Source organism: Rhodovulum sp. P5 (assembly GCF_002079305.1).
Taxonomy (GTDB): Bacteria; Pseudomonadota; Alphaproteobacteria; order Rhodobacterales; family Rhodobacteraceae; genus Rhodovulum.
In genome coordinates, this window is record NZ_CP015039.1 from 320,084 (window position 1) to 343,604 (window position 23,521).

Sequence of the window (23,521 nt, forward strand, 5' to 3'; positions counted from 1 at the left end):
CGAGCCCCGGAAGGGGACCCACCCCGTCGCGCCTGTCTTTCAGGTCGTCCCTTCGGATCGGCGAACCGGCCCTAGTTGGACGACATCAGCACCTTGGCCTGACCGACCCAGTCATCGCGACTGACACGGCCCTTGAACCCTTCAAGATGCTCATCGACCCATGCGACCTCTTCCGCGGTCCAGGCCGCGATCTGGTCGAAATGGTAGAAGCCCAGTTCATTGCAGAGCTTTTCCAGCTTGGGACCGACGCCCTTGATCAGCTTCAGGTCGTCCGCACCGCCAGCACGGGGGCCGGACAGAGCTTCAGGGCGTGTTCCCGCCTCTTGAGACGCGGCGACGGGAGCCGCTTCAGGCTTTGGGGGCGTCTCTTCGGCAACCGGTTCAGGCTTGGGGGCCGGCTTCGGTTTCGGTGCGGGCGCCGGTTTCGGGGCCGGAGCCGCCTTCGGGGCGCTCTTGCCAACGGTCGGGGCGACCTTGGGCGCATCGGCGCCGGGTTTCTTGGCCGTAACGATCTCGATCTTGGCATTCGCCTCGCGATAGGGGGCGACATTGGCATCCGCTGCGCGCATCGCCGCGGCAGTTGCGCCCAGTTCTTCGTCGGTCTTGAGGAAGCTGACGCTCCACCAGATACCGAGGAAGAAGATGGTGCCGACACCACCGGCCAGTGCGATCAGCGCCCAGAGGCCGAGCGCATACATCGCCACGGCAACGAAGACGCCGGCCACGGCGGCCATCAGCCACCAGAAGATGGCCATCTTGATCCTTGCTTCACTGCGAGAAATATTCATCTGTTCTCTCCGCTTCGACGGTTATTCGTCTGACGTATTTGTAACGCGTCCTTCGCGTCATGTCTTGACGTCTTCCGCCGCAGCCCCCGCACGGCCCCAGGGGGCCAAAAGGGGCACTTCGGTGCCGTCTATCCGTTTCACCGTGTCACCGATTCTGGTCGCCAGTTCGACCGAGGCATTCTGGGTCACCGCATCCGTGATCTGTTCGTTGATCGCCGGCCGGGCGAGGCTGGTCAGGCCCCCCAGCGGTTCGGACGAGAACCGGCCGTTTTGCGGCCCCGGCGTCGGAACCTTGCCCGCGGACAGTTCATCCAGAATGCGGGCAAAGCTTTCGGCCGTCAGATCCTCGTAGTAGTCCTTGCCGATCTGCACCATCGGGGCATTCGAACAGGCGCCAAGGCATTCGACCTCTTCCCATGTGAACTTGCCATCGGTCGACAGGGTATGGGGTTTGTCGGCGATCTTTTCCTTGCACACCCCGATCAGGTCTTCCGCCCCGCAGATCAGGCAGGAGGTCGTGCCGCAGACCTGCACATGGGCGATGGACCCCGTGGGCTGCAACTGGAACATGAAATAGAAGGTCGCGACCTCGAGCGCCCGGATATGGGCCATGCCCAGCATGTCGGCCACGTATTCGATGGCCGGGCGGGTCAGCCACCCCTCCTGCTCCTGCGCGCGCCACAACAGCGGGATGATCGCGCTGGCCTGACGGCCCTCGGGGTACTTGGTCAGCTGCGTTTCCGCCCATTTCAGGTTGGCGGGCGTGAAGGCGAAGCTTTCGGGTTGTTCATCATGCAGGCGGCGCAGCATCAGGCAGCTCCGGTCAGTTGGGCCAGAAGGGCGAGACCGGCAACGGTCGTCGCCGCCACTCCGGCGGTCATGTGCGAGGCGATGGGCTTGCCCGCGCGACGGTAGATCAGCGCATCGGCAAGGGACATCTCGGCAAACACGGCAAAAAGGAACGCGATCACGGCCATGTTGCCGTACCATGCCGCCCCCAACGCCAGCAGGGTGAAGCCCAGATACCGGTCGGCCATGACGGCGGGCAGGTTTTCAATCTGGTGCGACACACGGGCCATGGTCCAACGCGGGGCCACGGCAAAGCCCACGGCCAATACGCCCGTCGACACCGCGCCTGCGGCCGAAAGCCCTATGACAACCGGCGACAGGGTCATCAGCGGTCGATCTCCCCGAACACGACATCCATGGTGCCGATGATCGCGGCCACGTCGGCCAGTTGGTGACCGCGCGTGATGTAGTCGAGCGCCTGAAGGTGCAAAAAGCCCGGCGCGCGCAGCTTGGCACGGTAGGGTTTGTTGGTCCCGTCGGCGACCAGATAGACGCCGAATTCGCCCTTGGGGGCCTCGACCGCGCAATAGACCTCGCCCGCGGGCACGTGGAAGCCCTCGGTATAAAGCTTGAAGTGATGGATCAGCGCTTCCATCGAGGTCTTCATGTCGCCACGAGTCGGCGGGGTGATCTTGCCGCGGGCCAGAACGTCGCCCTTTTCCTTGCGCAACTTGTCGCAGCACTGGCGGATGATCGAGGTCGACTGCCGCATCTCCTCCATCCTGACAAGGTAACGGTCGAAACAGTCGCCGTTCTTGCCGACCGGAATCTGAAAGTCGAACTCGTCATAGCATTCATAGGGCTGCGCCCGGCGCAAATCCCATGCAAGGCCAGAGCCGCGCACCATCACGCCGGAAAAGCCCCAGTCGAGGATGTCCTTCTCGGTCACCACGCCGATATCGGCGTTCCGCTGCTTGAAGATCCGGTTCTCCGTCAGCAGGCCGTCGATATCGTTGATGACCTGCGGGAACTCCTTCGCCCAGGTGTCGATATCCTCGATCAGCTCTGGCGGCAGGTCCTGATGGACACCCCCGGGCCGAAAATAGGCCGCGTGGAGACGTGCCCCGCAAGCCCGTTCGTAGAACACCATCAGCTTTTCGCGTTCCTCGAAGCCCCAGAGCGGCGGCGTCAGCGCGCCCACATCCATGGCCTGCGTGGTCACGTTCAGCAGGTGGTTCAGCACCCGGCCGATTTCGGAATACAGCACCCGGATGATCTGCGCCCGGCGCGGCACCTCAACCCCGGTCAGCTTCTCGATGGCCAGGCACCACGCATGTTCCTGATTCATCGGCGCGACATAGTCGAGGCGGTCGAAATAGGGCAGGTTCTGCAGATAGGTGCGCGACTCCATCAACTTCTCGGTGCCGCGGTGAAGCAGCCCGATATGCGGATCGGCGCGTTCGACGATCTCGCCGTCAAGCTCTAGCACCAATCGCAAAACGCCATGTGCAGCAGGGTGTTGCGGCCCAAAGTTGATGTTGAAGTTGCGGATTTTCTGTTCGTCCGTTCGCGCGTCGTGGAAAGCGTTGTCTTTCATCACTTCGCCCCCTCGGCCTTTTGGTCACCGGGAAGGATGTAGTCGGCCCCTTCCCACGGGCTCATGAAGTCGAACTGGCGGTATTCCTGAACCAGTTTCACCGGCTCATAGACCACGCGTTTCTGCGCCTCGTCATAGCGCACCTCGGTATAGCCGGTGGTCGGGAAATCCTTGCGCATGGGATGCCCGCGGAACCCGTAATCGGTCAGGATGCGGCGCAGGTCCGGATGGCCCGAGAAGATGATGCCGAACATGTCGAACACCTCGCGCTCGAACCAGTCGGCGGACGGGTGCACCGACTCGATCGACGGGATCATCTCGTCCTCGCGCACACCGCACAGAACGCGGATGCGCTGGTTCTGGTACATAGACAGGAAGTGATAGACGACGTCGAAACGCGCCTCCCGCTCGGGGTAGTCGACAGCAGTGATATCGACCAGCGTCGAGAACCGGCAGGTGCCGTCGGTCCGCAGAAATTCCACCAGACCAAGGATCGAGGCGGGGGCGGCGCGCAGGTTCAATTCCCCATGCGTGACGGTCCAGGACAGGATGCAATCGGGACGCTTGGCCGCGATATGCTGGCCAAGTTCGTTCAGGGCCTCTTCCATACTCACCTCACGATGGTCCCGGTGCGGCGGATCTTCCGCTGAAGCTGAAGGATGCCATAAAGCAGCGCCTCGGCCGTCGGCGGACAGCCCGGCACGTAGACATCCACCGGCACGATGCGGTCGCAGCCACGCACGACCGAATAGGAATAGTGGTAATAGCCGCCGCCATTGGCGCAGGATCCCATGGAGATCACGTAGCGCGGCTCGGGCATCTGGTCGTAGACCTTGCGCAGGGCCGGCGCCATCTTGTTGGTCAGCGTACCCGCCACGATCATCAGGTCGGACTGCCGGGGAGAGGCCCGCGGCGCAGTGCCGAAGCGTTCAAGATCATAGCGCGGCATCGAGGTGTGCATCATCTCCACCGCGCAGCAGGCCAGACCGAAGGTCATCCAGTGCAAGCTGCCCGTCCGCGCCCAGTTGATGATATCCGCCGTCGAGGTGACGAGGAAGCCGCGGTCCTGCAACTCGGCATTCAGGGCCTTCGTCGCGTTTTCCGGATCGGCCCCGGCGGTGTTGACACCCGTCATCACTCCCATTCCAGCGCCCCCTTCTTCCATTCGTAGGCAAAGCCGATGGTCAGCACGGCCAGGAAGACCATCATCGACCAGAACCCGACCAGCCCGATGGCGCCAAAGGACACCGCCCAGGGGAACAGGAAGGCGATTTCGAGGTCGAAGATGATGAACAGGATCGCGACGAGGTAGAAGCGCACGTCGAATGTCATCCGCGCATCGTCAAACGCATTGAAGCCGCATTCATAGGCCGAAAGCTTCTCGGGGTCGGGATTCTTGATCGCCACGATCAGCGCGGACAGCATCAACAGAAGGCCCAGACCGATGGCCATCCCGAAGAAGATCGCGACTGGCAGATATTCCCTCAGCAGGTCTTCCACCCTTTCCACCCTCCACTTCAGCGCGCAATGTTGCATCCTGCGCGTCTGTTTTCCGACAGTGACGTTAACCGTGCCACCGGGACCGGGTCAACATGCCCGATCCTGTCTCTCGCGCCATCTGATATCGCGGTGTGCGGTGAATGTATACAGTTGTGCGCATTGAAAATTGGCCGGATTGCCGCACAGGAAAAAAACGCAGGAAATTTGTGCATTTCTCGCAATTTCGTGAAGTCACAACAGGCGCGGGAACGGATCGCTCAGGCCGGGTCGGCGTCGATCCAGCGGGGTTTGCGCCGGTCAAAGAAGGCCGCGATTCCCTCTTCCGCCTCCTCGCTTTCCCACGCCGCCACAAGGCGCTCGATGCTCTGCTCGATCACCGTGTCGTCGATCCGCGGGCCAAGGCTGCGAAGCTGCGCCTTGGCCTTCGCCACCGCCCCCGGCGCACAGGCCAGATAGGGCACGATTTCCGCTTCGGTCGCGGAATCGAGTTCCGCCTCGGGCACCGATCGGGCCAGCAGGCCCAGCGCCACGGCCTCGTCCGCACCGAACCGCCGACCGGACATGAACACCCGCCGCGCGGCGGCTTCGCCCATCCGGGCGACGACATAGGGCCCGATGGTCGCCGGAATCAGCCCCAGCCGGGTTTCGGTCAGCGCGAACCGCGCGGTATTGACGCCCACCGCAACGTCGCAGACCGAAAGCAGCCCGATCCCGCCGCCGAAGGCCTGCCCCTGCACCCGCCCGATCAGGGGCTTGGGCAGGGTGTTGAGCGCGCCCAGCATATGGGCCAGCCGCCGTGCCTCTGCCGCGCGGGTGTCGCCATCGGCCTGCATCTGGTCGCGCATCCACGCCAGATCGCCACCGGCACAGAAACTCGCCCCCGCCCCGGTGAGGACGACAACGCGCACGTTCGGATTGGTGCCAAGGCTGTGGGCCGCGGCCTGAAGATTGTCGATCAGGCCCTTTGACAGCGCATTGTGTTTGTCCGGCCGGTTCAGCGTCACGGTCGCCACGCCCCGGCTGTCGAGATCGACGTTCAAGTCATCATGCATGGCCCTGCCCCTCCGTCTGACTGCCGCGCATGGCCCGCGCCATGGCTGCCGCGCGCCGAACCGTTTCCAGATCCAGCCCGGTCCGGTATCCCAGCGCGTTTAGCCGCTCTGCCACCGCCTCCGTCGCCACATTGCCGGTCGCCCCCTTGGCATAGGGACAGCCGCCCAGACCACCCACCGCGGCATCGAACACGCGCAACCCCAAATCGAGAGACGCCTCGATATTCTCAAGCGCGCGGCCGCCGGTGTCGTGGAAATGCCCCGCGAGACGTTCCGCCGGCACCACTGTCAGAACCGCGCGCAGCATGGCCGTCACCGTCTCCGGCGTGCCCTGTCCGATAGTGTCGCCAAGGCTGATCTCGTAGCAGCCAAGGTCCAGCAGACGTTCGGCCACCTCGGCCACCTTGCCCGGTGGCGTCGGCCCGTCATAGGGGCAGTCGGTGACGCAAGAGACATAGCCGCGCATGCGCATGCCGTCGGCCCGGGCGGCCTCTGCCACCGGGGCGAAACGATCAAGGCTCTCGGCAATGGTGGCGTTGATATTGGCGCGGCTGAACCCCTCGGACGCCGCGCCGAAAATGGCGATCTCGTCCGCCTTTGCGGCCTTCGCCCGCTCATAACCCTTCAGGTTCGGCGTCAGCGCGGCATAGCGCACCCCCGGCGCCCGCGCGATCCCGGCCAGAACCTCGGCGCTGTCGGCCATCTGGGGGACCCATTTCGGGCTGACGAAACTCGCCACCTCGATCCGCTTGAACCCCGCGCCGCTGAGCGTGTCGATCAGGGCGATCTTGTCGGCGGTGGGAATCGGGTTGGGTTCGTTCTGCAACCCGTCGCGGGGGCCGACCTCAAATATCTCGACATCGTCCGTCATGGCCTGTTTCCGGATGCAAGAGGAGCGACGCGCAGATCAAGACCGGTTCGCCTAGGTGCCCGCCCGCGCCTTGCCCCGGCAGTGTCAAACATCCGGCGCCTCATAGAAATCCCGGGCGTAGATTTCCGCCGGGCCATCCTCGGCCAGCGCCCTTTGAAACCCGGCCCGCGCCTGAAGCCGCCCGAAATAGGCATCCACGGCAGGCAGCAGGTCCGCTGGCACAAAACGGCGCGCGACCATCACGCCATAGCCCACATTCGTGTCGACCGCCGAAAAGCCCGACGGCAGCAGCCAGTCATGGCGCTCCACCACCCGGTCGACAACCTCCAGCACCTTTTCCAGCCGCTTGGCTTCCAGCCTCATCACGGTGGGGCTGCGCATCCAGTCCTCGCGCAGCGCGATGTGCTGCTGGGTCAGGCTGGCGATGTGCTGGCCCATCGTCTCGGCAAAATGCAGCCATTCCAGCCAATCGGCGCGGTCTTCATCCCCGGGAAAGCGGCCCAGCCCGCAATCGGGGCGGGTTTCGACAAGGTATTCGGTGATCGCCCCGGATTCGAACAGAACCCGCCCGTCGATTTCCAGCGCCGGCACGCGGCCCGCGGGCGACAGGGCAAGGAATTCGGGATGGCGCAGGGACTTGTCGAAGAAAGAATGATGCACGAACTCGAAATCGAGGCCCATTTCGTGCATCAGCCACAGCGTCCGGAACGACCGCGCCTGCGCGCAGTGGTGCAGCCGGATCATGCAAGTTCCTCTTCGGTTTCTTCCAGACGGATCAACGCCGCACCTGCCTCCACCTGCGTGCCGGGCTGCGCCAAGAGCTCCGCCACCTGCCCGTCGCGGGGGGCGGTCAGGGTGTGTTCCATCTTCATCGCTTCCAGAATGGCAAGGGGCTGACCGGCTGTCACGGCCTGTCCTGCGCTCGCCAGCACGGCTTTCACAAGGCCCGGCATCGGCGCCTCTACCACGTCGGAATGGGCCCCGGCCCCTGCGGCCCGGTCCAGCGGGTCGACCACGTCGAAACTGAAGGTGCCCTGGGCACCGCCGAAGACATGGATCGTCGCGCCCTCGCGCAGCACCCGACCGGGCGCCGTTCCCGCGATGCGCCACCCCTGCCCGTCGCGATGCGCCTCCAGCGTGGCATCGCCGATCTCGACCGTGGCGCGGCCCGGACCTTCGAACAGCACCACGCCGGCGATCTCCTCGCCCTTGTGGCGCAGAACCAGCGTGCGCCGCAGCGCCGCCCAAAGGGTGAACCCGGCCAGCGGCCCCTCGGGCGGGGCGGCCGCAGCAAGCAGGGCCGCCGCCTGCATCGGCAGCGTCGCCGGCGGTTCGACAGTCAGTTGCGCCAGATCACGGCCGATCAACCCGGTGTCGACCTCGCCCACCCGAAAGCCCGGATGCCGGGCCAGCGACATCAGGAATGCCAGATTGGTAACGGAACCTGCGACCTTGGTATCCTCCAGCGCGCGGTTCAGACGGCTAAGCGCCACCGCGCGGGTTGCCCCATGCACGATGATCTTGGCGATCATCGGATCATAGAACGGGCTGATCGTGTCGTCCGTGCGCACCCCGGTATCGGCGCGAATGCCGGGCGGGAACGCCAGATGGGCGAGCCGACCCGTGGCAGGCAGGAAGCCCGCGGGCACGTCCTCGGCATAAAGCCGCGCCTCAAACGCGTGGCCGGTCAGCGGGATCTGGTCCTGCCGCAGCGGCAGCCCCTCGCCCGAGGCGACGCGCAATTGCCATTCGACAAGGTCAAGGCCGGTCACGGCCTCGGTCACTGGATGTTCGACCTGAAGCCGGGTGTTCATCTCCATGAACCAGAACCGGTCGGGATGCAGCCCCTCGGACCCGTCCACGATGAACTCCACCGTGCCGGCGCCGGAATAACCGATGGCCGTCGCCGCGCGCACCGCGGCCTCCCCCATCGCGGCGCGCATCTGGGGCGTCATGCCGGGGGCCGGGGCCTCTTCGATCACCTTCTGGTGGCGGCGTTGCAGGGAACAGTCCCGCTCGTACAGATGCACGGCGTCGGTTCCGTCGCCGAAGACCTGCACCTCGATATGGCGGGGCTGTTCGATGTATTTCTCGATCAGGACGTCCGCATTGCCGAAGGCGCCCTTGGCCTCCGACCGGGCCGAGGCCAGCGCGGCGGCAAAGTCGTCCGCATGGTCCACCCGCCGCATGCCCTTGCCGCCACCACCCGCGACGGCCTTGATCAGCACCGGATAACCGATGGCCTCTGCCGCGCCGGCCAGATGATCGTCGGCCTGGTTGTCACCGTGATAGCCGGGCACCACAGGCACACCCGCCTGCTCCATCAGGGCCTTGGCCGCGTCCTTCAGGCCCATCGCCCGGATCGCCGCCGCCGATGGCCCGATGAAGGTCAGCCCGGCCTCCTCCACCGCCTGTACGAAATCGGGGTTCTCGGACAGGAAGCCATAGCCGGGATGGATCGCCTCTGCCCCGGTATCCAGCGCGGCGCGAATGATCAGATCGCCCTTGAGATAGCTTTCCGCCGGCGGGGCTGCACCGATCGGCACCGCCTGATCGGCCAGTGCGACATGGCGGGCCTGCTCATCAGCCTCGGAATAGACGGCAACGGTGGCCACGCCCATCCGGTGCGCGGTCTCGATGACCCGGCAGGCGATCTCTCCACGGTTGGCAACCAGGATCTTACGAAACATGAGGTGCGCCTCCCAATTCCTCGATCACCTCGAAGCGAACGAAGATCATCTCCATCTCGGAATCGAACCCGCCCTGATCCCTGAAATAGGCGGCGCATCCGCGGCGCCAGTCGGCGAGGTCGTCGAATTCAGCCTGGGGCAAAACGCGGGCCTCGTCCATGTCGCAATAGCGCAGGAGTTCGACCTCGAGCGTCTTGATCGCGAAGACGGGGCGCCCCGTCCAGTCAAGGGCGATGCCAATCCGCTCCGGCTCCGGCATGAAGCCTTCGCGGGAATACTCCGCAAGGGCGGCGCTGCCCGCGGTTCTCTTGCCGGAGCGCATCTGCGCAAGCGCCTCTGCGTTGCGCTCGGCACTGTCGCCGGGTTTATAGGGATAGGCCCCGGGGAACCGGTCGAGGGCTTCGTCAAGCGTCATGGTATGTCCCAACTACACACGGGAAACACCGAACCGTAACATATGATTTGGCATGATCAACGCCGCCGAAAGGATAGGCGCGACACGGCGACTGCCCGGGTCGATGACGCCGCGGTTGCCCGGTGCAAGAAGGGCAATCGGACGCCCCGGAACCACCGGCCTAGGCTTCGAAATCCTCGATCACCTCAAAGCTGACGAAGATCATCTCCATCTCCGAATCGAAACCGCCCGCCTGCCTGAAATAGCCGCCGTAGGCGCGGCGCCAGTCTGCAAGGTCTTCGTATTCGGCCAGGGCTGCGACATGGGTTTCGTCAATGTCGCAGTAGCGCAGTTCTTCCACGGCGAGTGTGCGGGTGGCCAGAACCGGGTTCCCCGTCCAGTCGAGGGCAATTCCGATCCGGCCGGCTTCGGGCTTGTTCTGGGTCTCTGAAACGTCGGCAAGCGCGGCACAGGCGGCCGTTCTCTTGCCCGCGCGCATTAGGGCCAGAGCGTCGGCATTGCGTTCTGCGTTTTCGCCTGGCTTGTAACGAAAGGCACCGGGATAGCGTTCTAAAGCCTCGTCGAGGGTCATCGTCCGTCCTTCCAGGATTCCGGAACGTCACGACGTGTTCCGGACACGCGAGTGTGGCGCTGCCTACACCGACAGCACTTCGCGGTTCCTCCCCCAACCGCGCAAATCGGTAGCCGAGCAACACGCGATTGGCAATCACGGTAACCCCGAATACCGACTTAGGTCTTAAAGTCCTCGATCACCTTAAAGTGACGCATCACCATCTCTGCCTCGGAATCGAAGCCGTCATTCCGGACGAAGAAGGTGCTGTATTCCCGCTGCCAGTCATCAAGGTCGACATAGCCGCCCTGCGGCCGCACGCGGATTTCGTCCATATCGCAATAGCGCAGACGCTCCACCATGATCGTGCGGGTGGCAACCACCGGTCGGCCCGTCCAATCCAGCGCGATCTCGACGCAGCCCTCCTGAGGCACCTGCGAACTGTCATCGAATTGAGACAATACCGCGCAACCGGCCGTCTTGACCCCGGTACGAATGAGTTCGAGCATTTCGACATTCTGTTCCGCGTCCATGCCGGGACGATAGGCGAGCGCCCCGGGAAACCGATCGAGGGCATCATCAAGCGTCATGGTCTGCGCGTCCTACATCCGAAAGACACCAAAACGGGTTCCACCAATTGGTGCGTTCAACGCCGCCGACAAGGACAGCGCCAGCACATCCCGCGACTTGCGCGGATCGACGATTCCGTCATCCCACAGTCGGGCAGACGCGTAAAGTGGGTGCCCCTGCGTCTCGAACATCTCGATGGTGGGGCGTTTGAACGCACCCTCCTCCTCGGCCGTCCATGTGCCCCCCGACCGTTCGATCGCGTCGCGTTTCACGGTCGCCAGAACGCCCGCTGCCTGCTCGCCTCCCATCACGGAAATGCGGGAATTCGGCCATGTCCACAGGAACCGGGGCTGATAGGCGCGACCGGCCATGCCGTAATTGCCCGCCCCGAAGGACCCGCCGACGATCATCGTGATCTTCGGCACACTCGTCGTGGCGACCGCGGTGACCATCTTGGCCCCATGCCGCGCGATGCCCTCGTTTTCGTACTTTCGGCCGACCATGAAACCGGTGATGTTCTGAAGGAAGATCAGCGGCGTGCCGCGCTGGCTGCACAGTTCGACGAAATGCGCGCCCTTCTGGGCGGATTCCGAAAACAGGACGCCGTTATTGGCCACGATCCCGACCGGGCAGCCCCTCACATGGGCAAAGCCGGTGACAAGGGTTTCCCCGAAGCGCGGCTTGAATTCGTCGAAGCGAGAGCCGTCGACGATCCGGGCAATCACCTCGCGGATATCATAGGGGGTGCGCAGATCGGCGGGCACGACGCCCAGCAACTCCTCGGGGTCGTAGGCCGGGTCTTCCGGGGTTTCCCAGCGAACCGTCGCGGGCTTTTCGCGGTTGAGATGGCTGACGGCCCGGCGTGCTAGGGCCAGCGCGTGGGCATCATCCTCTGCCAGATAGTCCGCGACACCCGACAGCCGGGTATGCACATCGCCGCCGCCGAGGTCTTCGGCGCTCACCACCTCGCCAGTCGCGGCCTTTACCAAGGGCGGGCCAGCCAGAAAGATCGTCCCCTGGTCGCGCACGATGATGGTCACGTCCGACATGGCCGGCACATAGGCCCCGCCCGCGGTGCAAGAGCCCATCACGACCGCGATCTGCGGGATGCCCTTCGCGCTCATCCGCGCCTGATTGTAGAAGATGCGCCCGAAATGGTCCCGGTCGGGGAAGACCTCGTCCTGATTGGGCAGGTTGGCCCCGCCGGAATCGACCAGATAGACGCAGGGCAGATGGCATTCCTCGGCGATCTCCTGCGCGCGCAGGTGCTTTTTGACCGTCAGCGGGAAATAGGTGCCGCCCTTCACGGTCGCGTCGTTGCAGACGACCATGACCTCCTGCCCCTGCACCCGGCCGATCCCGGCGATCACGCCCGCCGCGGGCGCCGCGCCGTCATACATCCCGTGCGCGGCCGTCGCGCCGATTTCCAGAAACGGACTGCCGGGGTCGAGCAGGTTGGCCACCCGTTCGCGCGGCAGCATCTTGCCCCGGGAAAGATGCCGCTCACGCGCCTTTTCCCCACCGCCCGCTGCGGCCTGCGACGCGGCCTCCTGCACCACGCGCAGGGCGTCAAGATGGGCGGCCCGGTTGGCCCGGAACCCCTCGGCAGAGGGCATCGCGGATGACGTCAGGCGCATCTGGGTCCGCCTTCTACACGCGATTCAAAGGCCGGATCCCACCACATCTGCACCGTCTCCCTTCAACTGGCCCCCGCGGCGGCCTCTCCCAAAACCGCCGCAGGGACGTGCATCATTTCGTTTCCATGTACTTGACCGCGCTTTCCAGGAACATCGCCTGTTCGCCCACACGCTTCATCGTGCAGCTTGCGGCGGCGGTCATCGGATAGGGGGTGCCGCGGCGCATCATCGCCTCTACCGCGCAGCGGATTTCTTTCCACTCGGCCCATTTCTGCTGCTGGGCCTCAAGGTCCACGGTCAGCTGAAACGGCACGTCCTTCGCTTTCGGGTTCTTGGAGAATTCCGCATCCGCGGCCTCGGCCAGCGCCATCATCTTGTCATAGGCCGCATCCATCCGGCCCTTCCAGTATTCCGACTCCGCCTGCATGCACATCGCGATGTCGCTGTTGGAGGGGCTTTTCATCCGCTGAAAGCACTTCCGCGCGGATTCACCGATGCAGGTGTCGTCTGCCCCGGGCAGCCGCTGCTTCTTCATGCAGTCGAGCGTGGCCTCGGGGCTGAACTTGATCTGCTGGGCGGTTGCGGGGGCTGCTGCGGCAAGAACAAGTGCAAGGATCAGGGGGAGTTTCATGGGAGTCACCTCAGAAAGTTGAGTCAATAACTCACCATTTATCCCATCGCCTTCATAAGTTCACGCCCCACCAGCATGCGCCGAATCTCTGAAGTGCCCGCGCCGATCTCCATCAGCTTGGCATCGCGGAACAGGCGGGCAACCGCGCTGTCGGCCAAAAATCCAGCCCCACCCATGGCTTGCACGGCCTGGTGGGCCTGTTTCATCGCCTCTTCGGACGCGTACAACACGCAGGCTGCGGCGTCCTGCCGCGTCACCGCGCCGCGATCACAAGATCGTGCAACCGCATAAACATAGGCCCGGGCGCTGTTCATCGCCGTGTACATGTCCGCGATCTTGCCCTGCATCAGCTGAAAATTACCGATGCTTTCGCCGAACTGCTTGCGGTCGCGCATATAGGGCATGATCTCGTCCAGACAGGCCGCCATGATTCCGGTGCCGATGCCAGCCAGAACCACGCGTTCGTAGTCCAGACCCGACATCAGCACCCGAACGCCCTTGCCCTCCTCGCCAAGGACGTTCTCGAAGGGGACTTCCACATCCTCGAAGATCAACTCGCCCGTGTTCGAGCCGCGCATTCCGAGCTTGTCGAAATGGGGAGATGTGGAGAACCCCTTCATTGTCTTTTCAACGATGAAGGCGGTGATGCCTTTCGGCCCCGCCTCCGGATCGGTTTTCGCATAGACCACCAGAGTATCGGCATCCGGCCCGTTGGTGATCCAGTATTTCGTCCCGTTGAGGGTATAATAGCCGTTCTTCTTCTCGGCCCGCAGTTTCATGCTGACCACGTCGGAGCCGGCCCCGGCCTCCGACATGGCAAGCGCGCCCACATGGGTGCCCGAGATCAGGCCGGGCAGGTATTTCCGTTTCTGCTCATCCGTGCCGTTCAGCTTGATCTGGTTCACGCACAGGTTGGAATGTGCGCCGTAGGACAGCGAGACGCTGGCAGAGGCGCGGGCGATCTCCTCGATGGCGATGGTGTGGGCAAGATAACTCATGCCCGCGCCGCCATATTCCTCGGGCACGGTGACGCCTAGAAGGCCAAGCTCCCCCATCTCGCGCCACAGATCCGCCGGGAACTCGTTCGTCCGGTCGATCTCTGCCGCGCGCGGCTTCACGCGGTCCTGCGCCCAGCGATGGACCATGTCGCGCAAGCTGCGCGTATCCTCGTCGAGGTCGAATTCCATCGTCGCGTTAAACATGCGCAGACGTCCTCCCGTGGCGCTTATTGAACAGCCGTTCATTAACTACCACCGCCCCCCTGCGGCGTCAATCGCGGTGGTAACGGCCCGCCGGCGTTCCTACCTTGGTCTGCAAACGCGTTCGAAGGAGCCTGACATGAAGCGCCCTGCCCTTGCCGCCCTGCTTGGCCTGCTGATCCCTCTTGCCGCCCCCGCCGAAGAGGTCGGGCGTATCGGCGTGGACTGGACCGGCAACGACATCATTCTTGAGGCCGTCCACGACCCCAAGGTGAAAGGTGTCACCTGCCACATCGCCTATTTCGACCGGTCCTTCCTTGACCGGCTGAGCCAGGGAAACTGGTTCGAGGACCCCTCCAACGCCTCCATCGCCTGCCGCCAGACCGGCCCGATCGAGATCGGCGACATTGACCGCGGCAAGGACGGGGAGGAGGTGTTCCGCGAGCGCCGCTCGATCATCCTGAAATCGCTGCGCATCAAGCGCGTCTATGACGAGGCGAACCGGACGCTGATCTATCTGGTCCACGCGCGGGAGTTGACGCAGGGCTCTGCCAAGATGTCGATTTCCACCGTGCCGCTGTTCGGATCCGGGGCGGAGTAGAATCCGCCTGGCTTGCGTGGATCGGCGGGTCGCAAACTGCGCCATCGACGGGTGGCGGCACGCAATTCCCCGTTGGTTCTGCACCGGAACCTCTGTGGACGAGGGCTCGGTGATTTGCAGCCTAACCCCGCGCCACCTCGTCGCGAATGATCCGCGCAATTGCCGCACAATCCTCTTCGCTGAAGGTCAGCGGCAGCCGCATGTCGATCAGCCCCTTCAGAACCCGATCCGTCTGCGGAAGGCTGTCGGGCGCGGCATAGCCCCAGTGGTCATAGCGCGAGGTGAAGCCTGCGGGCCTGTCCGCCCCGAACCATTTCAACTCCACCCCGCGGGCGGCGCAGCGGGAAAGGAACACCTCGATCTCGGCGGGCGCATGATCCGGCAGCAGGAACTGGAACGACGACCCGACATATGACTCCGCCGCGGGCCGCGGGATCAGGCGCAGGCCATGCAGATCGGCCAGCCCCGCCTCCATCGCACGATAAAGGCGGTTCCAGCGGGCCACCTGATCGGACAGCATCCGCAGTTGAGGGCGCAGGATCGCCGCGCGCAGGTTGTCCATCCGGCCCGAGACATTGGGCGTCTCCCCCACCAGACCTTCGAATGCCGCGGCAGGCGGCGCGGCGCGGTGGCGGTCGAACAGCATGTAAGAGCCCGACAGAAGGATCGCGCGGGCCATCACCTGCGGATCATCGCTGACGATCAGCCCGCCCTCCCCGGAATTCATGTGCTTGTAGGTCTGGGTCGAGTAGCAGCCAAGCACCCCATGCCGCCCCGAGGGCGTGCCGTCCCACGCGGCCCCCATCGTGTGGGCGCAATCCTCGATCACCGTGACACCCGCGCCGTCGCAGACCTCCATCAACCGCCCCATGTCGCAGATATGCCCGCGCATGTGGCTGAGCATCAGGACCCGCGCCCCGTTTTCGCCGATCCGCAAGGCCAGATGGTCGAGATCGATCACCAGATCCTCCGTCACCTCGACGAAGACCGGCTGCGCGCCGACACTGGCAATCGCACCGGGCACGGGGGCCAGCGTGAAGGCGTTGGTCAAAACCCTGTCGCCCGGCCCGACCCCGACGGCCCGCAAGGCGCAGGCCAGCGCATATCCGCCCGAGGCCACGGCCAGACAATACCGCGCGCCGGTAAAGGCCGCGAACTCCTCCTCCAGTCGCGCGGTCTCTGCCACCTCACCGGGGGCGACGTTATAGCGGTGCAGGCGGCCGTGGCGCATGACCTCAACCGCCGCCGCGATGGCCTCGTCCGGGATCGATTCCTGCTGGGTGAAACTGCCGGTAAACCGCTCTGTCATCGGTCACACCGCCGGGATCAGACGTTCGACCAGCGCAGCGAGGTCGTCGTAATGCGGCAGCAGCGCCTCGGGCTCCAGCCCCGGCATCTGGTCCGCCGCCGGGCCGAAGGTGACCAGAACGCAAGGCACGCCCGCAGCCCGGGCGGTGTCGCGGTCCGTGGCGCTGTCGCCGATCAACACCGAGCGGGCGATATTGCCCCCCGCCCGGTCCACCGCCGCGCGATAGGGGGCGGGGTCGGGTTTGCGCACCGGCAGCGTGTCGGCCCCGACCAGCGACTGGAACAGGTCCCGAACGCCAAGCCGCTGTAACAGGGGTTCGGCCAGACCCTCGGGCTTGTTGGTGCAGATCCCCACCGCATAGCCATCGGCCCTGAGCCGCGTCACCGCGTCGACGGCGCCGGGATACATCCGGGTCCGACGGTCGATATCGCGGGCATAGTGATCTAGGAACAGCGGAAATTGCGCTGTCACCGCCTCTTCGACCGCATCATGCCCCAGACGCTCGAACCCCAGGCGCAGCATGGCCCGCCCGCCAAGGAACGCCGTCGCGGCATCGGCCACCGGGTCCAGCGGCGCCCCCTGCCCCAGCGCCTGGAAACAGGCATTGGCGGCGGCGATCAGGTCGCCGCTGGTATCGGCCAATGTGCCGTCGAGATCGAAGATAACCGTTCGCATTGCTCACCCCCGCGCGAAACACCGCCGCCCCGGACGCATGGCAAGCAAGGATAAATACTGCTAGCGGTTGCGAAACGGCAGCACCGCGATAAAAGGATTGCGGTCGAAAGAAAAGAGGCGCCCCGATGTCCACAGCCTTGATCATCCTGGCCGCCGGTCAGGGCACCCGGATGAAATCGGAAAAGCCGAAGGTCCTGCACGAGGTTGCAGGGGCCGCTCTGCTCGAACATGCGATGCGGTCTGGCGCGGTGCTGTCGCCCGCCCGCACCGTTGTCGTGGCCGGGCATGGCGTGGACGAGGTGCGCGGCGCGGTGCTGGACATCGACCCCGATGTCGATGTCGTGCTGCAAGAAGAACAACTGGGCACTGCCCACGCGGTCGCACAGGCCAAGCCCCCGCTCGACGGGTTCGAGGGTGACGTGATCGTGCTTTATGGCGACACCCCCTTCATCCGGCCAGAGACCATCGCGGCGATGGCCGAGGCGCGCAAATCCCACGCGGTTGTCGTGCTGGGGTTTGAGCCTGCCGATCCGGGCCGCTATGGCCGGCTGGTGATGAACGGCGACGAACTGGACCGCATCGTCGAATACAAGGACGCCGGAGAGGCCGAACGCGCCATCGGCCTGTGCAATTCCGGCGTGATCGCGGCCGAAGCCACGCTGCTGTTCGACCTGATCTCGGAAATCGACAACGAAAACGCCTCGGGCGAATACTACCTGACTGATGTGGTGGGGCTGGCCCGCGCCCGCGGTCTGTCCGCCGGCGTTGTTATCTGTGACGAGGATGAAACGCTGGGCGTCAACTCCCGCGCCGATCTGGCCTGCGCCGAAGCCGCGTTTCAGGCCCGCGCCCGGGCAGATGCGCTTGACAACGGCGTGACGTTGACCGCGCCAGAAACCGTTTTCTTCGCCTTTGACACAGTCATTGGCCGCGACAGCGTGGTGGAACCCAACGTCATTTTCGGGCCTGGCGTCACGGTTGAATCCGGCGCCCATATCCGCGCCTTCAGCCATCTGGAGGGGTGCCATGTCAGCCGCGGCGCGGTGGTCGGCCCCTTTGCGCGCCTGCGCCCGGGGGCGGAGCTGTCCGAAAACGTGCGCGTCGGCAATTTCGTCGAAGTCAAGAACGCGCAGGTGGCCGAAGGCGCCAAGATCAACCACCTGACCTATATCGGCGATGCCACCATCGGGGCCGCGGCCAATATCGGGGCCGGCACCGTGACCTGCAATTATGACGGCGTCTTCAAGCACCGGACCGAGATCGGCGCCCGCGCCTTCATCGGGTCGGACACCATGCTGGTGGCCCCGGTGCGCGTGGGCGAAGACGCGATGACCGCCTCGGGATCGGTCATCACCGGCAACGTGCCGGACGGGGCGCTGGCACTCGGCCGCGCCCGGCAGGAGAACAAGGCGGGCCTTGCGCGCAAGCTGATGGACAGGCTGCGCGCGGAAAAGGCCAAGCGGAAAGGGATTTGAGCAGATGTGCGGAATTGTCGGCGTACTTGGGGATCACGAGGTTTCTCCCATTCTTGTCGAGGCGCTGAAGCGTCTGGAATACCGGGGTTACGACAGCGCCGGCATCGCGACGGTCAATGACGGCCGGCTGGACCGCCGCCGCGCGGTCGGCAAGCTGGTCAACCTCTCCGACCTCTTGGTCCACGATCCGCTGCCGGGCAAGGCCGGTATCGGCCATACCCGCTGGGCCACCCATGGCGCGCCGTCGGTCGCTAATGCCCATCCGCACAAGGCCGGGCCGGTCGCCGTCGTCCATAACGGCATCATCGAGAATTACCGCGCGCTGCGCGAAGAACTCGACGCCGATGGCGAGGGCTTCGAAAGCGACACCGATACGGAAACCATCGCCAAGCTGGCCGAGGCTTACCTGAACGACGGCGCCTCCCCGCAAGAGGCCGCCGAGCGCACGCTCGCCCGGCTGGACGGGGCTTTTGCGCTTTTGTTCCTGTTCGAGGGCGAGAGCGATCTGATGATCGCCGCGCGCAAGGGCAGCCCGCTGGCCATCGGCCATGGCGACGGGGAGATGTTCGTCGGCTCCGACGCGATCGCGCTGGCCCCCCTGACCAACCGGATCACCTATCTTGAGGAGGGCGACCGCGCCGTCGTCACCCGCGCCGGCGTCGAGATCTTCGACATCGACGGCCAGCCCGCCACGCGCGAAACCAAGACCATCGAAATCGATGCCAGCCGCGTGGAAAAGGGCGGCTACAAGCATTTCATGGCCAAGGAGATCGCCGAACAGCCCACCGTTCTGGGCGAGGCGATCCGCTATTACCTGGCCCAGGACGAACGCCGGATCGTTCTGCCCGAGGGCGGGATCGATTTCACCGGCGTCAACCGGATCACGATGGTGGCCTGCGGCACGGCCTATCTGGCCTGTCTGACCGCGAAATACTGGTTCGAGGAGCTTTCCGGCCTTCCGGTGGATGTCGATATCGCGTCGGAATTCCGCTACCGCGAACCGCCGATCCCCGACGGCACACTGGCAATCTTCGTCAGCCAGTCGGGCGAAACCGCGGATACGCTGGCTGCGCTGCGCTATTGCAAGGGCCGCGCCGACCGGATCGTCGCGGTCGTCAATGTCACGGAATCCTCGATCGCACGGGAAAGCGACCTGTCGCTGCCGATCCGTGCCGGTGCGGAAATCGGCGTTGCTTCGACCAAGGCGTTCACCTGTCAGCTTGCCGTGCTGGCGCTCTGCGCGCTGGAGGCCGCCGCCAACGGCAGAAGATCGACGAAAAGGCCCTTGCCGGCCATCTGAACGCCCTGCTGCGCGTGCCCGGACGGCTGAACGCCGCGATGGCCCTGCACGACCAGATCGAGGATATCGCCCGCGACCTGGCCGAGGCCGAGGATGTCCTGTTCCTTGGCCGTGGGTCGATGTTCCCGCTGGCGTTGGAAGGGGCGCTGAAGCTGAAAGAGATCAGCTATATCCATGCCGAAGGCTATGCCAGCGGCGAGTTGAAGCACGGCCCCATCGCGCTGGTCGATCCCACCGTGCCGGTGATCGTCATGGCACCCCATGACCGGTTGTTCGACAAGTCGGTGTCGAATATGCAAGAGGTCTTGGCCCGCGGCGGCAAGGTGCTGCTGATCACCGACGGACGCGGCGCGTCTGAATCCGCCGGGCATGTCTGGCACACCATCGTCATGCCCGAAACGCCCGACCTGTTCGCCCCGATCCTCTACGCCCTGCCCGCCCAACTTCTGGCCTATCACACCGCCGTTGCAAAAGGCACCGACGTGGATCAGCCACGCAACCTCGCAAAATCCGTAACGGTGGAGTGAGGCGCGGTCGGATGGGGCGGCCCCCTGCGCGAGAAAAATAAATTTCGGACAGACTGGCGGATATGGCGGGCTCTCTGTTCAGGAGGCTGGTGAAAACGCACAGGACAGCGCCGACGGTCGAAACCTTTCAGAACATCGTCCCCAAGCTGGCCCGGGCGAACAGCCCGGGCCGCGCCCGACCCTGCTTGTCTTGCTCCATCGTTGCTCACGAGGAACGGTTTTCTATCGCGACGATGCGGCTTCAAGTTCTTCAGCAGCGAGTTCGCAGATACTCATGGATGGTTCAGGCGAAAGGTGCACCAAAGCCATGATAGCGCGAATGGTCAGAAAGGCGCGGGTTCTGGCCGGGGGCGAGACGACAGTCCCTGTAGGACGGGACACAGCACATCGTCAAAGGGGCGACCCAGTCGACCTTTCGGAAAGACGACACATCGCGATGACGATGGGCGTCATACGCGATGTCAAACTCGGCGATAAGACCGTCCTGGCCGCCTGTGCGGTCAAGGCGCGCTGAGCTTTGCCGATGCGCTCGCCCTAAACGACCCGCTTGACGAGTTCCAGACCTAGGCAACCGCCAAGGCGTGAACGACGCGGGCCCGGCCATCGCTGGTTCCGGGCCGCGACCTTCCGCAAGTCTGTCGACCTTGCTTCGGTCGCGCGCCGCACCCGGACGGCGCCCTTCGACAATAGCGTTATAGAGCCCCCTGACGGCCTTAGCAGATCAGCTCATCAGGGGATAGGGACACGTCTGCTCAACTGCGCGGTTTCAGGTTCTCCGGATCGTACAGCGGGGCATAGCCGATGCCGGCCACTTCCACCTCATAGACCTCATCGAAATAGGTCACGTTCAGCTTGCGTCCTTGCTGGCAGTAGTCCCAAGGCAGGTAGGCCAGCGCGATGTTCTTGCCGATGCTCGGGCCAAAGGCGATGGAGGTTGCGTAGGAACGGCGGCCGAGCGCGTCGATCAGGGTCTCGCCCGTCTCAGGGTCCAGCACCGGCAGCGTGCCGACCGGGTAGCGCGCGACGCCCGTACTGTCGACATTGTCGGTCATGACAAGGGTGCACAGCATCGCCGGCTGGTGGTCGCGGGCGCGATACTCCAGATGCTTGTCCTTCCCGCGGAAGTCCGCCTCCTTGACCTTCGGCCGGGCGAGGTCTGCCTCGTAAAGGTTGTACTGGGTGTGAAGGTCTGCGTTCTGCAAGCGCAGGGATTTTTCCAACCGGCGGGAGTTGGCGTAGGTTTCCACACCCACGGCCATCACGCCCGCCGCGCGCAACGCGTCCCAAACCGCAAGACCATCTTCATAGCGCATGTGAAGCTCCCACCCCTGCTCACCGACATAGGAGATGCGGAAGGCGGTCACGGTCTTGCCAGCAATCTCCACCGGGCGGATCGCGGCGAAGGGGAAGTTCTCCTTGTCCAGCGCATCCGGGTCCGCGACGATCTTCTTCAGGTTTTCGCGGGCGTTCGGCCCCCAGATGCCGATAGTCGTGTAATCTTCGGTCACGTCGGTGATGGTGACGTCCAGCCCCCTGTCCTGCGCCACCCGGCGCATGTAGGTCAGGTCGCGCGGGCCCGCATCTGCCCCGTTCACCAGACGGCAGCGATCCTCCATCCGGAACACGGTGAAATCGGCGCGGACATTGCCCTCGTCGTCCAGCATGTGGGTATAGATGCCCTTGCCGACAGTGCCGTCTCCGCCGATCTTCGCGGCGCAAAGCCACTCCATCAGCGCGACGTGATCCGGCCCCTCGATATCCGTGATGTGGAAATGCGAAAGGTTGATGATCCCGCAATCGGCGCTCATCTCAAGCTGCTCGGCATTGGAGACGCGCCAGAAATGGCGGTTGTCCCACTCGTTCTCGCGCAGCGGCACCTGGTCGGCGTATTTCTCCAGCAGGTGCTCGTTGGCGGCGTAGCCGTGGGCGCGTTCCCATCCGCCAAGTTCCATGAAATAGCCGCCAAGCTCGACCTCTCGGTCGTAGAATGGCGAACGGCGGATGCCGCGGCCCTTGGAGAACGGCTCTCGCGGATGGACCGGGGGGTTATAGATCTTCTTGGCGGTTTCCCAGCAGCGGTCCTCGATGAACTTCTCTTCCAACTGGAAGTCATTGAACCGCGCATAGTCGATGCCGTGATGGTCGATCTCTGTCCGGCCATAGGTCATCCAGTCGGCGATCAGCTTGCCCATGCCCGGGCCGTCCTTGACCCAGATCGCCACGGCATACCACAGGCCACGCAGCTTGCGGCTTTCGCCCATCGACGGGCCGCCATCGGTGGTGGTCTGCAGAAGGCCGTTGAAGGAATGACTTTCGTTGAAGCCCAGTTCCCCAAGGATCGGGGTCAACTCCATCGCGCGTTCCAGCGGTTCGATCACGTCCTCAAGCACAAGGTCGCGCATCGACGGCCCAAGCCGCGCCTGGCCCTTTTCGAGAATGTCGCGCGGATGCACCATGCGCGGCTCTTTCTCGTAGTAGTAGCCCCACTCGATCTGGCCGCCCTCGGTCGTCTTGGGATCGCCCGTGTCGCGCAGATAGGCCGAATTGCCCTGATCGCGCAGCAGCGGTCGCCCGATTTCAAGACCGGTGCCTTCGAACTCGGTATACGGGCCGAAAAAGGTCAGCGGATGGTCGACCGGCATAACCGGCAGGTCTTCGCCGGCCATGTCCGCGATCAAACGCCCCCAAAGCCCGGCGCAGACCACGACATGATCGGCCATGATCGTGCCGCGATGGGTTTTCACGCCCGTGACGCTCCCGTTTTCAGAGATCAGATCCAGTGCCGGGGTGTTGGCAAAGGCACGCAGCTTGCCGGCCTTCTCGGCGGCATCGACCAGCTTGCCCGCGACGGTCTGCGAGCGGGGCACGACAAGCCCGGCGTCCGGGTCCCACATCGCGCCCTGGATCTGGTCTTCCTCAAGAAGCGGGAACTTTTCCTTGGCCTCGGCGGCGCTGATGATCCGGACATTGGTGCCAAAGGCCCGACCCGAATCCACCCGGCGGCGCAGTTCGGCCATGCGTTCGTCATCGCCCACGCGGGCCACTTCCAGACCGCCGATGCGGCTGTAATGGCCCATCTTCTCGTAGAAATCCATCGAGTACATGGTCGTCCAGCAGGACAGCAGGTCATGGCTGGTCGCATAGCAGAAGTCCGACGCATGGGCGGTGGAGCCGATATCGGTGGGAATGCCCGACTTGTCGATGCCGACGATGTCGTCCCAGCCATTTTCGATCAGGTGATGGGCGACCGAGGCGCCGACGATCCCGCCAAGACCGACGATGACGACCTTGGCCTTTTCCGGAAATGCGGACATGACTCTCATTCCTTCCTTGCGGGACACCCGG

At 64.5% G+C, this 23,521-nt stretch carries 21 protein-coding genes and 2 pseudogenes; 3 read left to right on the forward strand and 20 right to left on the reverse strand.

Translation table 11 applies throughout. The features are described from left to right. Positions 1 to 71: 71 nt before the first annotated feature. The 17 genes and pseudogenes from RGUI_RS22000 to RGUI_RS01670 form a co-directional block, all read right to left on the reverse strand. Complete coding sequence (locus RGUI_RS22000; RefSeq protein WP_253798741.1) at positions 72 to 788, reverse strand: hypothetical protein; 717 nt, start codon at positions 786 to 788, stop codon at positions 72 to 74. Between the two features lie 75 nt (positions 789 to 863). Further along, positions 864 to 1,598, reverse strand: a pseudogene (nuoE, locus tag RGUI_RS01595) (NADH-quinone oxidoreductase subunit NuoE); the annotation flags it as partial. Further along, entirely contained in the window at positions 1,598 to 1,963 is a 366-nt protein-coding gene (locus RGUI_RS01600) for a hypothetical protein (protein ID WP_081531450.1), read from the reverse strand. The gene RGUI_RS01600 and the pseudogene nuoE, both read right to left, overlap by 1 nt. Beyond that, positions 1,963 to 3,174 carry an NADH-quinone oxidoreductase subunit D gene (locus RGUI_RS01605; protein WP_081531451.1) on the reverse strand — a complete coding sequence of 404 codons (1,212 nt, stop codon included), beginning with the start codon at positions 3,172 to 3,174 and terminating at the stop codon, positions 1,963 to 1,965. The genes RGUI_RS01600 and RGUI_RS01605 overlap by 1 nt, the downstream gene beginning before the upstream one ends. Then, positions 3,174 to 3,782, reverse strand: coding sequence for an NADH-quinone oxidoreductase subunit C (locus tag RGUI_RS01610; RefSeq protein ID WP_081531452.1), 609 nt, complete (start codon positions 3,780 to 3,782; stop codon positions 3,174 to 3,176). Before RGUI_RS01610 ends, RGUI_RS01605 begins: the two co-directional genes overlap by 1 nt. Positions 3,783 to 3,784: 2 nt before the next feature. Continuing rightward, positions 3,785 to 4,318 (reverse strand): NADH-quinone oxidoreductase subunit B family protein, encoded by a 534-nt coding sequence (locus tag RGUI_RS01615; protein ID WP_172841055.1) that lies wholly within the window; start codon positions 4,316 to 4,318, stop codon positions 3,785 to 3,787. Further along, positions 4,309 to 4,674: an NADH-quinone oxidoreductase subunit A gene (locus RGUI_RS01620; protein WP_081535920.1), complete on the reverse strand. Its 366-nt coding sequence runs from the start codon at positions 4,672 to 4,674 to the stop codon at positions 4,309 to 4,311. The genes RGUI_RS01615 and RGUI_RS01620 overlap by 10 nt, the downstream gene beginning before the upstream one ends. A gap of 257 nt (positions 4,675 to 4,931) precedes the next feature. After that, the gene (locus tag RGUI_RS01625) at positions 4,932 to 5,726 is read right to left on the reverse strand and encodes a crotonase/enoyl-CoA hydratase family protein (RefSeq protein WP_081531454.1); all 795 of its coding nucleotides are present in this window, start codon (positions 5,724 to 5,726) and stop codon (positions 4,932 to 4,934) included. After that, positions 5,719 to 6,597 (reverse strand): hydroxymethylglutaryl-CoA lyase, encoded by an 879-nt coding sequence (locus tag RGUI_RS01630; RefSeq protein ID WP_081531455.1) that lies wholly within the window; start codon positions 6,595 to 6,597, stop codon positions 5,719 to 5,721. Before RGUI_RS01630 ends, RGUI_RS01625 begins: the two co-directional genes overlap by 8 nt. An 84-nt stretch (positions 6,598 to 6,681) precedes the next feature. Further along, entirely contained in the window at positions 6,682 to 7,341 is a 660-nt protein-coding gene (locus RGUI_RS01635; RefSeq protein WP_081531456.1) for a glutathione S-transferase family protein, read from the reverse strand. Further along, a complete protein-coding gene (locus RGUI_RS01640; protein WP_081531457.1) occupies positions 7,338 to 9,287 on the reverse strand; it encodes an acetyl/propionyl/methylcrotonyl-CoA carboxylase subunit alpha in 1,950 nt (649 codons plus the stop codon). The genes RGUI_RS01635 and RGUI_RS01640 overlap by 4 nt, the downstream gene beginning before the upstream one ends. Then, positions 9,277 to 9,702 (reverse strand): ASCH domain-containing protein, encoded by a 426-nt coding sequence (locus RGUI_RS01645; protein WP_081531458.1) that lies wholly within the window; start codon positions 9,700 to 9,702, stop codon positions 9,277 to 9,279. The genes RGUI_RS01640 and RGUI_RS01645 overlap by 11 nt, the downstream gene beginning before the upstream one ends. Positions 9,703 to 9,862: 160 nt before the next feature. After that, positions 9,863 to 10,273, reverse strand: coding sequence for an ASCH domain-containing protein (locus RGUI_RS01650; RefSeq protein ID WP_081531459.1), 411 nt, complete (start codon positions 10,271 to 10,273; stop codon positions 9,863 to 9,865). Between the two features lie 158 nt (positions 10,274 to 10,431). After that, complete coding sequence (locus RGUI_RS01655; RefSeq protein WP_081531460.1) at positions 10,432 to 10,842, reverse strand: ASCH domain-containing protein; 411 nt, start codon at positions 10,840 to 10,842, stop codon at positions 10,432 to 10,434. A 12-nt stretch (positions 10,843 to 10,854) separates the two neighbouring features. Then, positions 10,855 to 12,459: a carboxyl transferase domain-containing protein gene (locus RGUI_RS01660; protein ID WP_081531461.1), complete on the reverse strand. Its 1,605-nt coding sequence runs from the start codon at positions 12,457 to 12,459 to the stop codon at positions 10,855 to 10,857. Positions 12,460 to 12,571: 112 nt separating this feature from the next. Then, a complete protein-coding gene (locus RGUI_RS01665) occupies positions 12,572 to 13,090 on the reverse strand; it encodes a lysozyme inhibitor LprI family protein (protein WP_081531462.1) in 519 nt (172 codons plus the stop codon). A gap of 38 nt (positions 13,091 to 13,128) precedes the next feature. Then, on the reverse strand, positions 13,129 to 14,292 hold the full coding sequence (locus RGUI_RS01670) for an isovaleryl-CoA dehydrogenase (RefSeq protein ID WP_081531463.1): 1,164 nt from the start codon (positions 14,290 to 14,292) through the stop codon (positions 13,129 to 13,131). 136 nt (positions 14,293 to 14,428) lie between these two features. Between RGUI_RS01670 and RGUI_RS01675 the strand changes: the two genes are divergently transcribed. Further along, positions 14,429 to 14,890, forward strand: a complete 462-nt coding sequence (locus RGUI_RS01675) for a CreA family protein (RefSeq protein ID WP_081531464.1) — start codon at positions 14,429 to 14,431, stop codon at positions 14,888 to 14,890. Between the two features lie 121 nt (positions 14,891 to 15,011). On the opposite strand, the gene RGUI_RS01680 is transcribed toward RGUI_RS01675, so the two are convergent. After that, positions 15,012 to 16,199, reverse strand: a complete 1,188-nt coding sequence (locus tag RGUI_RS01680) for a DegT/DnrJ/EryC1/StrS aminotransferase family protein (protein ID WP_081531465.1) — start codon at positions 16,197 to 16,199, stop codon at positions 15,012 to 15,014. A 3-nt stretch (positions 16,200 to 16,202) separates the two neighbouring features. Beyond that, on the reverse strand, positions 16,203 to 16,874 hold the full coding sequence (locus RGUI_RS01685) for an HAD-IA family hydrolase (protein ID WP_081531466.1): 672 nt from the start codon (positions 16,872 to 16,874) through the stop codon (positions 16,203 to 16,205). 125 nt (positions 16,875 to 16,999) lie between these two features. Here RGUI_RS01685 and glmU point away from each other — a divergent pair, with 125 nt between their 5' ends. After that, the gene (glmU, locus tag RGUI_RS01690; protein ID WP_081531467.1) at positions 17,000 to 18,349 is read left to right on the forward strand and encodes a bifunctional UDP-N-acetylglucosamine diphosphorylase/glucosamine-1-phosphate N-acetyltransferase GlmU; all 1,350 of its coding nucleotides are present in this window, start codon (positions 17,000 to 17,002) and stop codon (positions 18,347 to 18,349) included. Between the two features lie 4 nt (positions 18,350 to 18,353). Then, positions 18,354 to 20,176, forward strand: a pseudogene (glmS, locus tag RGUI_RS01695) (glutamine--fructose-6-phosphate transaminase (isomerizing)). A gap of 752 nt (positions 20,177 to 20,928) precedes the next feature. Here glmS and RGUI_RS01705 read toward each other — a convergent pair. Then, on the reverse strand, positions 20,929 to 23,490 hold the full coding sequence (locus RGUI_RS01705; RefSeq protein WP_081531469.1) for an FAD-dependent oxidoreductase: 2,562 nt from the start codon (positions 23,488 to 23,490) through the stop codon (positions 20,929 to 20,931). Positions 23,491 to 23,521 lie beyond the last annotated feature (31 nt).

Excerpts from the sequence above, each read along its gene's own strand:
- RGUI_RS22000 (WP_253798741.1), bottom strand. The coding sequence starts at position 788 with ATGAATATTTCTCGCAGTGAAGCAAGGATCAAGATGGCCATCTTCTGG.
- RGUI_RS01600 (WP_081531450.1), bottom strand. The coding sequence starts at position 1,963 with ATGACCCTGTCGCCGGTTGTCATAGGGCTTTCGGCCGCAGGCGCGGTG.
- RGUI_RS01605 (WP_081531451.1), bottom strand. The coding sequence starts at position 3,174 with ATGAAAGACAACGCTTTCCACGACGCGCGAACGGACGAACAGAAAATC.
- RGUI_RS01610 (WP_081531452.1), bottom strand. The coding sequence starts at position 3,782 with ATGGAAGAGGCCCTGAACGAACTTGGCCAGCATATCGCGGCCAAGCGT.
- RGUI_RS01615 (WP_172841055.1), bottom strand. The coding sequence starts at position 4,318 with ATGGGAGTGATGACGGGTGTCAACACCGCCGGGGCCGATCCGGAAAAC.
- RGUI_RS01625 (WP_081531454.1), bottom strand. The coding sequence starts at position 5,726 with ATGCATGATGACTTGAACGTCGATCTCGACAGCCGGGGCGTGGCGACC.
- RGUI_RS01630 (WP_081531455.1), bottom strand. The coding sequence starts at position 6,597 with ATGACGGACGATGTCGAGATATTTGAGGTCGGCCCCCGCGACGGGTTG.
- RGUI_RS01635 (WP_081531456.1), bottom strand. The coding sequence starts at position 7,341 with ATGATCCGGCTGCACCACTGCGCGCAGGCGCGGTCGTTCCGGACGCTG.
- RGUI_RS01640 (WP_081531457.1), bottom strand. The coding sequence starts at position 9,287 with ATGTTTCGTAAGATCCTGGTTGCCAACCGTGGAGAGATCGCCTGCCGG.
- RGUI_RS01645 (WP_081531458.1), bottom strand. The coding sequence starts at position 9,702 with ATGACGCTTGACGAAGCCCTCGACCGGTTCCCCGGGGCCTATCCCTAT.
- RGUI_RS01650 (WP_081531459.1), bottom strand. The coding sequence starts at position 10,273 with ATGACCCTCGACGAGGCTTTAGAACGCTATCCCGGTGCCTTTCGTTAC.
- RGUI_RS01655 (WP_081531460.1), bottom strand. The coding sequence starts at position 10,842 with ATGACGCTTGATGATGCCCTCGATCGGTTTCCCGGGGCGCTCGCCTAT.
- RGUI_RS01660 (WP_081531461.1), bottom strand. The coding sequence starts at position 12,459 with ATGCGCCTGACGTCATCCGCGATGCCCTCTGCCGAGGGGTTCCGGGCC.
- RGUI_RS01665 (WP_081531462.1), bottom strand. The coding sequence starts at position 13,090 with ATGAAACTCCCCCTGATCCTTGCACTTGTTCTTGCCGCAGCAGCCCCC.
- RGUI_RS01670 (WP_081531463.1), bottom strand. The coding sequence starts at position 14,292 with ATGTTTAACGCGACGATGGAATTCGACCTCGACGAGGATACGCGCAGC.
- RGUI_RS01675 (WP_081531464.1), top strand. The coding sequence starts at position 14,429 with ATGAAGCGCCCTGCCCTTGCCGCCCTGCTTGGCCTGCTGATCCCTCTT.
- RGUI_RS01680 (WP_081531465.1), bottom strand. The coding sequence starts at position 16,199 with ATGACAGAGCGGTTTACCGGCAGTTTCACCCAGCAGGAATCGATCCCG.
- RGUI_RS01685 (WP_081531466.1), bottom strand. The coding sequence starts at position 16,874 with ATGCGAACGGTTATCTTCGATCTCGACGGCACATTGGCCGATACCAGC.
- glmU (WP_081531467.1), top strand. The coding sequence starts at position 17,000 with ATGTCCACAGCCTTGATCATCCTGGCCGCCGGTCAGGGCACCCGGATG.
- RGUI_RS01705 (WP_081531469.1), bottom strand. The coding sequence starts at position 23,490 with ATGTCCGCATTTCCGGAAAAGGCCAAGGTCGTCATCGTCGGTCTTGGC.